The sequence below is a fragment of the Clostridium sp. AM49-4BH genome, assembly GCF_003478335.1.
Taxonomy (GTDB): Bacteria; Bacillota; Clostridia; order Lachnospirales; family Lachnospiraceae; genus Butyribacter.
Window position 1 is genome coordinate 43,549 of the sequence record NZ_QUFB01000019.1, and the last position, 6,824, is coordinate 50,372.

4 protein-coding genes are annotated in these 6,824 nt (G+C 42.6%); 3 read left to right on the top strand and 1 reads right to left on the bottom strand.

The features are described from left to right. Positions 1-96: 96 nt before the first annotated feature. Genes DW981_RS07185 through DW981_RS07195 form a run of 3 tightly spaced genes read left to right on the top strand, consistent with a single transcriptional unit; the run spans position 97 to position 5,020 of the window. Positions 97-2,070, top strand: coding sequence for an ABC transporter ATP-binding protein (locus DW981_RS07185; protein WP_182434181.1), 1,974 nt, complete (start codon positions 97-99; stop codon positions 2,068-2,070). Beyond that, complete coding sequence (locus DW981_RS07190; RefSeq protein ID WP_118507247.1) at positions 2,055-2,516, top strand: hypothetical protein; 462 nt, start codon at positions 2,055-2,057, stop codon at positions 2,514-2,516. Before DW981_RS07185 ends, DW981_RS07190 begins: the two co-directional genes overlap by 16 nt. After that, on the top strand, positions 2,513-5,020 hold the full coding sequence (locus tag DW981_RS07195) for an ATP-binding cassette domain-containing protein (RefSeq protein ID WP_118507248.1): 2,508 nt from the start codon (positions 2,513-2,515) through the stop codon (positions 5,018-5,020). The genes DW981_RS07190 and DW981_RS07195 overlap by 4 nt, the downstream gene beginning before the upstream one ends. A gap of 23 nt (positions 5,021-5,043) precedes the next feature. Here DW981_RS07195 and DW981_RS07200 read toward each other — a convergent pair whose 3' ends face one another. Then, positions 5,044-6,570 carry a family 10 glycosylhydrolase gene (locus tag DW981_RS07200; RefSeq protein WP_118507249.1) on the bottom strand — a complete coding sequence of 509 codons (1,527 nt, stop codon included), beginning with the start codon at positions 6,568-6,570 and terminating at the stop codon, positions 5,044-5,046. Between the last annotated feature and the right edge of the window lie 254 nt (positions 6,571-6,824).

The following is a 6,824-nucleotide window of genomic DNA, read 5'->3' on the forward strand; positions in this document are numbered from 1 at the left end:
TATGATATGCTTTTTTGGGAGTCAAAGTACAAAGTATGTTGGGAGTCAAAGTATGTTGGGAGTCAAAGTATGTACAACGTGAAAAAGGAGGGAAATATGCAGCAAGTAAGAATTAAGTTGCAAAATATTTCGAAGTATTATTATTCCGAAACAGCAGTGACACAGGCATTGCAGGGTATCAATCTGGAGTTTCGCATGGGAGAATTTGTTGCGATCACAGGGGAAAGCGGCAGCGGAAAGTCAACATTGCTTAGGATCATCAGCGGTATGGATACGTTTGATGATGGGGAGCTTTATGTGGATGGACAGCCGACATTTCAGTATGATGAAGATGACTGGGAAGAATATCGTCGTACTAAGATCGGCTTTGTTTTTCAAGATTATAGTTTGATCGGTCATTATACCGCCAAAGAAAATATTGTCAGTGCACTTTTGATCATGGGAGTGCCAGAGAAAGAAGCTGGAGACAAGGCAATTCATTATTTGGAACGGGTAGGCCTGAGTGCACAGAGAGACCAGCGTGCGTCTAAGTTGTCCAGTGGTCAAAAGCAGAGATTGTCGATTGCTCGTGCGTTGGCAAAGGATACGGATATTATTGTGGCGGATGAGCCAACCGGTAACTTGGACAGTGAAACCGGAGCGCAGATCGTGAAATTGCTTCGAGATCTTTCGCAAGACCATTTGGTTATAATGGTAACTCACAATTATGAACAGGTAGAAAAATATGTTACCAGAAAAGTGCGATTGCATGATGGATCATTGATCTTGGACGTATCCGAAAATATGGACACGAATCAGAAGTCAGAAGTATCCGAAAATACGGACATAGATCAGAAGTCAGAAGTATCCGAAAATACGGACACGGATCAGAAGTCAGAAGTATCCGAAAATACGGACACGGATCAGAAATCGGAGATGTCCGAGAATGTGGACAACAACGAGAAAATGACAGCCGGTAAAAAGTCTGAAAGCAATGAGGAACGACTTCGCGATCGTACCATAGGGCGGATCTTTGTGCGAATGAATGCAGTGAGACAGCCGGAAAAAATCGCATTGTTTATGGGATTTTTCTTAGCTGCTGCTATCGTATCGTTTTTATTTATCGGGCAGTTGCTAATGAATGCAGATGATATTTACACCAAAAAGTATTCAGCAACATCTTTTGCGCGCAAAGACGATAAGCGCATTTCAATTAGACGTAAAGATCAAAAGTTTATGACGAAAAAAGATATTGACCGACTCACCAAAATGAAGCACGTCGTTTCGGTGGATCAGTACGATATTGTGAATGACGTCAATTATTATTTTGAGGAAGGAAAAGATTATAGACAGGAGTACGGCTATAATAGGATGAGTACGAGCAATGAAGGGGGGCTGTACGACTCGCAGAACGTTGAATACGTCAAGAAAGATCAATACATGCGATCATCTTCCTGCTTGAAGAAATCGGATCTCGTAAAGGGCAGTCTGCCAAAGAAGATCGATGAAGTTGTACTGTACGATCGGGGAAAATATAAGGTTGGTGATACGATTACATTTTTCTATACAAGCGATGTGCTTTGGTCATCAACGGAGAATTATATACAGCGGAAGATGAAAGTAAGCGGACTGTTAAAAAATAAGGATAAACAGGTGTACTTTTCGCCGGAGATATGTACAATGCTGCAAAGTACCGTAACCGGTGGCAAAGTATTCTATGAATATGCCTATAATCAACAACTTGGCAAATATCAGGGACAGGCAACATTGTGGCCGATTGTTGGCGATATCGTGAAGAAGGATAACGAACTTTGTGTATCAGGTGCATATGAAGCAGCGGTGTATCGGGCAGAAGATAATGACTTGACTCTTTTAGATCAGTCCGGTTTATTGCATATTGATCAGTATGACAAGGATATGAAAAGCAAGGATGTCAAACAGATCGAGAATGTAGAAACCGGTGAGAAGATAAATGGCTGTGGGCAAATTTTGCAGAGGTTTCTCAGAATATTTATGAGAAGTATTATCGCACCGAGAGCAGGCAGGCATCGGTATATATTACAAGTTACGCCAAAATGGATCATGTGTTAAAGGCATTGGATAAAGCCGGGTATGAGGCTGTGAGTACACTGCGTTTTGGTGCAGATGAATACGATTCAGATCTGGTACAGGAACGTTTAAGGACGATCGGCATTGCAGTGGCAATACTATTAGTGATGATGGCTGCTGAGATATTGATCTTACGTTCTATATTTAAGATTCAGATCAAAGACCAGAAAATCTTAAAATTCATGGGTATGTCCACAAAATTGATCGGCAAGATCAATTATATGGAGATGCGTCGATACAGTATTACTGCTATTATCGTGGTCGCGGTAGTGATGAATGTAGTTGGAATCTTTGTGCCGGCGCTGCGTGCTATGCTCTACTATTATGAATGGCCGGGGTACCTAGCGTACTTTATGTACAATTATGTGGCTGCGATGGTGATGGTAGCAGCGTTTAATCATTTGTTAAAAGGGAAGGTGAGCGAATGATCAAGATAGAACATTTACAGAAATATTTTAACCGCGGTAAACGAAGTGAGCTTCATGTATTGAATGATATTACATTGGAGCTGCCACAGACAGGTTTGGTATGTATTTTGGGGGAAAGCGGTTCCGGAAAAACCACGTTATTAAATACCATTGGTGGATTGGATGTGTTTCAGGGAGGAACACTTACTGTAGACGAAACGATATTAAAGAAGTACGAGCCAAAGAAAATTGAGCATTTGCGTTGTGAAAAATTTGGCTATATTTTCCAAAATTATTATTTGCTGCAGGATTACACGGTTGCTTATAATGTAAAGCTTGCACTTAGTCATTATGATCTGACGGATGAGGAAAAAGATGAGAGAGTATCGTATGTATTGGAGCAGCTTGGAATAGGCCGTTACAAAAAGAAGCTGGTATCCAAATTGTCGGGTGGACAGCAGCAGAGGGTATCTATTGCCCGGGCACTTGTGAAATCACCGCAGATCATATTGGCAGATGAGCCGACCGGCAATCTGGACGAGGAAAATACAATACGTACAATGAGTATATTGCGTGCGATTTCCAAGGAATGTCTGGTTATTTTAGTATCGCACGAGCGCCGTATTGCTGAGTTTTTTGCGGATCGTATTCTAGAGATCAAGGATGGAGAGATTACAAAAGATTACGATAATCATTCCGGCAGCAGTTATGAACGATCGGACGATGGTAATATTTATTTGCCGGAGCTCACATGTCAGGCCATGCAAAGCGATGAAAATGAAATTGAAGTGTACCAAAATGCGGACAGCAAAGAGGAACCTATTCGATTAAAAATGGCATGGAAAAGTGGGAAACTTTATATTCGGAGTGACATGGCAAGTGATGTGATCTTTGCGGGGGAAGAAGCCGGATGTGAAATCTTTGATGAGCCAAGACAAAAACTGGAGATGGAAGATGTTGAGAACTTCTCATATGAATTACCTCCATTGGAAATGAGTAAAAAATCCGGGTTGTCCTGGAAAGCAACCTGGCGAATGACACTAGAAAATTTGAAGTTGTTGGGGAAAAAGCAGGCATTTATCGTTGTCATCCTTTTAATAACAGCAATCATGCTTTCGCTGACGATATCGGACTTGATCACAGCAGTTACGGTGCATCGGGAAGAGATTGTGAAGGATGATTCACATTATGTACAGGTGGAGATGAAACTGGCTTCTCCGGCAGAAGAATATGCCGTTGGTGATACCATGCAGGAGTGTTATAATAAGGTGCTTTCGAAAGGGAAACGTAAGGATATGATGTTTTACGATGCTGCGCGTGACCTGGTGATACAGGCAGATACGTTATATCAGATGCGGGGGAGCAGCCAGGTGATCCGCGACTTTTCCTATGTGGACATATCGAAAGTTACGAAGAAAGATCTGTTATATGGACGGCTTCCAAAGAAATCGGATGAGATTGTTATCGATAAGCTGGTTGCGGATCGTTTCTTGAAAAGTGACACGGCTATTTCCGGTCAATATGCGTCCGCAAAGGAGTTGTTAGGAGAGACACTTTCTATTAACACATTCAGCAAAGATCTGACGGTAGTTGGCATTAGTGGCAACAACGAGGCGTCCATTTACTGCAGTCAATCAAAGCTGCTAGGAATGGTTGCGAGTTCCTATTCGGTCATGTCATTATCAGAGCTGCAGAAGATGTATCCGGGTAAGTACGATAATGTAACCTTGCAGGATGATCAGATGCTGGTTCCGCAGTCAAAATATGATCAGATCAAAAGTTATCAGGAATTTCAGGGAAACCAGAAAGAATATCCGGTGCAACAGCTTGGTAATAGTTCCGTGTCTTACGAAGAGGAACCGGTTAGTAATGCAGGAGAAAATTACATTGTAGTGGGTGGATTTGACAATTCCTGTGATGTTGATTATGTTTTGACAGATGCCGCCGGTAAGCAATTAGCAGACCAGTTGGCAGTTGGAATGCAGAAGATAAAATATTATGTGGATGATTTGGAGCAGCGGGAAGAGCTGGTAAAGCAATTGCAAAGTGAACTGAAACCGTATCAAAAAATGTTTCGGGTCAAAGTGACGATTCCGGCAGAGCAACAAGTGAAAGCCTATCGGAACAAAATGAAAGACAAGACGAGAAGCAAGGCATTGTTTGCAATGATTGCTGTCATCTTGTCTGTGTTGATCATTTATTATACGATCCGCTCCAATGCATCATCACGAATGGAGGAGTTGACGGTGTATCGCCTGCTTGGAATTTCCAAGGCAAGTATTATCCGTTCTTTTATACTTGAAATGCTGCTGATCAATTGCTATACGACACTTCCCGGGGTTGTGGTCACGACAGGTGTTATGAAGTTCGCCGCATCCGTGCCATCCCTTGGAATGAATCTAAGCTTTCCATGGTGGGGCGCGATAACGTTGATAGCGGCAATTATGCTGGTAAATGCAATTGTAAGCGTTATTCCGGTGCACAACATACTGGCAAAGCCGCCTGCGGAGTTAGCTGTTAAGTAACGGTTTCACCGTGCGTTCCGGGATCAGTTGCCGGTAACGGTCGGTGAGTTTGTTGGAGCTGCCGCTGGAGTTTCTGTTGGAGCAGTTGTTGAGCTGTCCGTTGGAGCATCTGTTGGAGTTTCTGTTGGTACTGCCGTCGGTACAGTGGTTGGAGCTGCCGTTGGCGTCGCAGTTGGTCCTACAGCATTTGAAGGTACAGTTTTCAGCAATTTTGTAAACCGCTTCATTTCTGAGCGTGCCGATTTGCGGATCAAATCGGAATAAGAGAACAACATAAAACCGCCACAACCGTTTTGTGAGCGTAAGTATAGGAGCTGGCGTTTGAGATTAGTGCGGCTTGTGCCCCACTCTGCGTCCGCTCCTAATTTTGCCTCCCGTTTAGAGATGCCGGCGCGGTAACCGCCCAGACCGACATATACTTTTACGGATTTTGCGCGTGGTATCGCGAGCCATTTGTTTGTGGTTTCGCGGAAAGGACAAGTCTTTTGACTGAATGTCCAGTAAATCTGTGGGCAGATATAATCAATATATTTGGAAGAACGCATCCATTTTTTGACATCTGCGTAATAATTATTTTTTGCATATAAATTACGGATATTGCCTGCCGGGCTGATGCCAAATACGCAATTATTATCCAATCTATGTACGATGGTTCGAACACGTTTTAACATGTTGGATACGTTGTTTCTGCGCCAAGTTACGATCGAAACTTTTTTCTTGTGTTTCTTTTTGCAGCGCTTTGCGTATGCTTTGTATTCTTTGTAGTCAAATACCTTTTTGTATTTCGCACCCAGATTCGGATAAAAATAATCGTCAAAATGAATGCCGTCTACAGCATAATCGCGCACGATCTCACGGACACCATTGCAAACAAGATTTTGAACATCTTTGGAAGCCGGGTTAAAGTACAGTTTCCCATCCCATTTTAATACATTGCGGCGTTTGGAAGCTTTCTTGGAAACAGCCCATTTTCTGGCAATGGATTTTTTCGGGAGTTTATATACGTTGGTCGTATTGCTGGCAATGCGATAAGGGTTGATCCATGCATGGAAAGCTAAGCCCCGTTTATGTGCCGCGCTGACCGCATAGGAGAGCGGATCGAATCCCGGATGTTTCCCGGCTTTTCCGGATACATAGCGAGACCATGGAAAATAGCTGGACGGATACAAGGCATCGGCAAATGGACGAACATGAACGATCACAGCGTTAAATCCATTTTTTTTGCAGTTATCAAACGTCTTGTTGATGAAATTCTCAAACTGCTTTTTGGTGTAGCGCTTTTCTCCAATATCCTGAAAAGAGATCCATACACCGCGAAATTCACCGGAAGCCGGGGTAAATGTCGTTTTCACAGGCTTTTTTGATCTGGTTGTTTTACCCTGTGCGACTTTGGCAGATCGATTTGTCCGGTCTGTCGGAATGATCTGCGAAACTGCCAGCGCACAGACCAAGATCAGCGCAATGGTCGTAGTGATTGAAGTAACAAACTTTATACCATGAGATGCTTTCGTGGTATGTCTTTTTTGATGAAATGGATTGTGGTAATGCATAATTTCCTCTACACTTTCTTATTTGTTTTGCACAGAAAAGCCGGTGTTTCAGCTTATTTGTACAATGAGATTACAGTGTCAAAAGGTTTGAATCTGGTGTTTGACATCGTAATTACAATGAGTAACTCCTGCGATATTATACTATACTCAAACTTCCCATACCTCAAATCCTCCACAACCACATATTGCTTATTATGTCAATAACTATATGATATTTTGCAGCCGCCAAAGAACGGTTTCTGCCATCAGAGAAC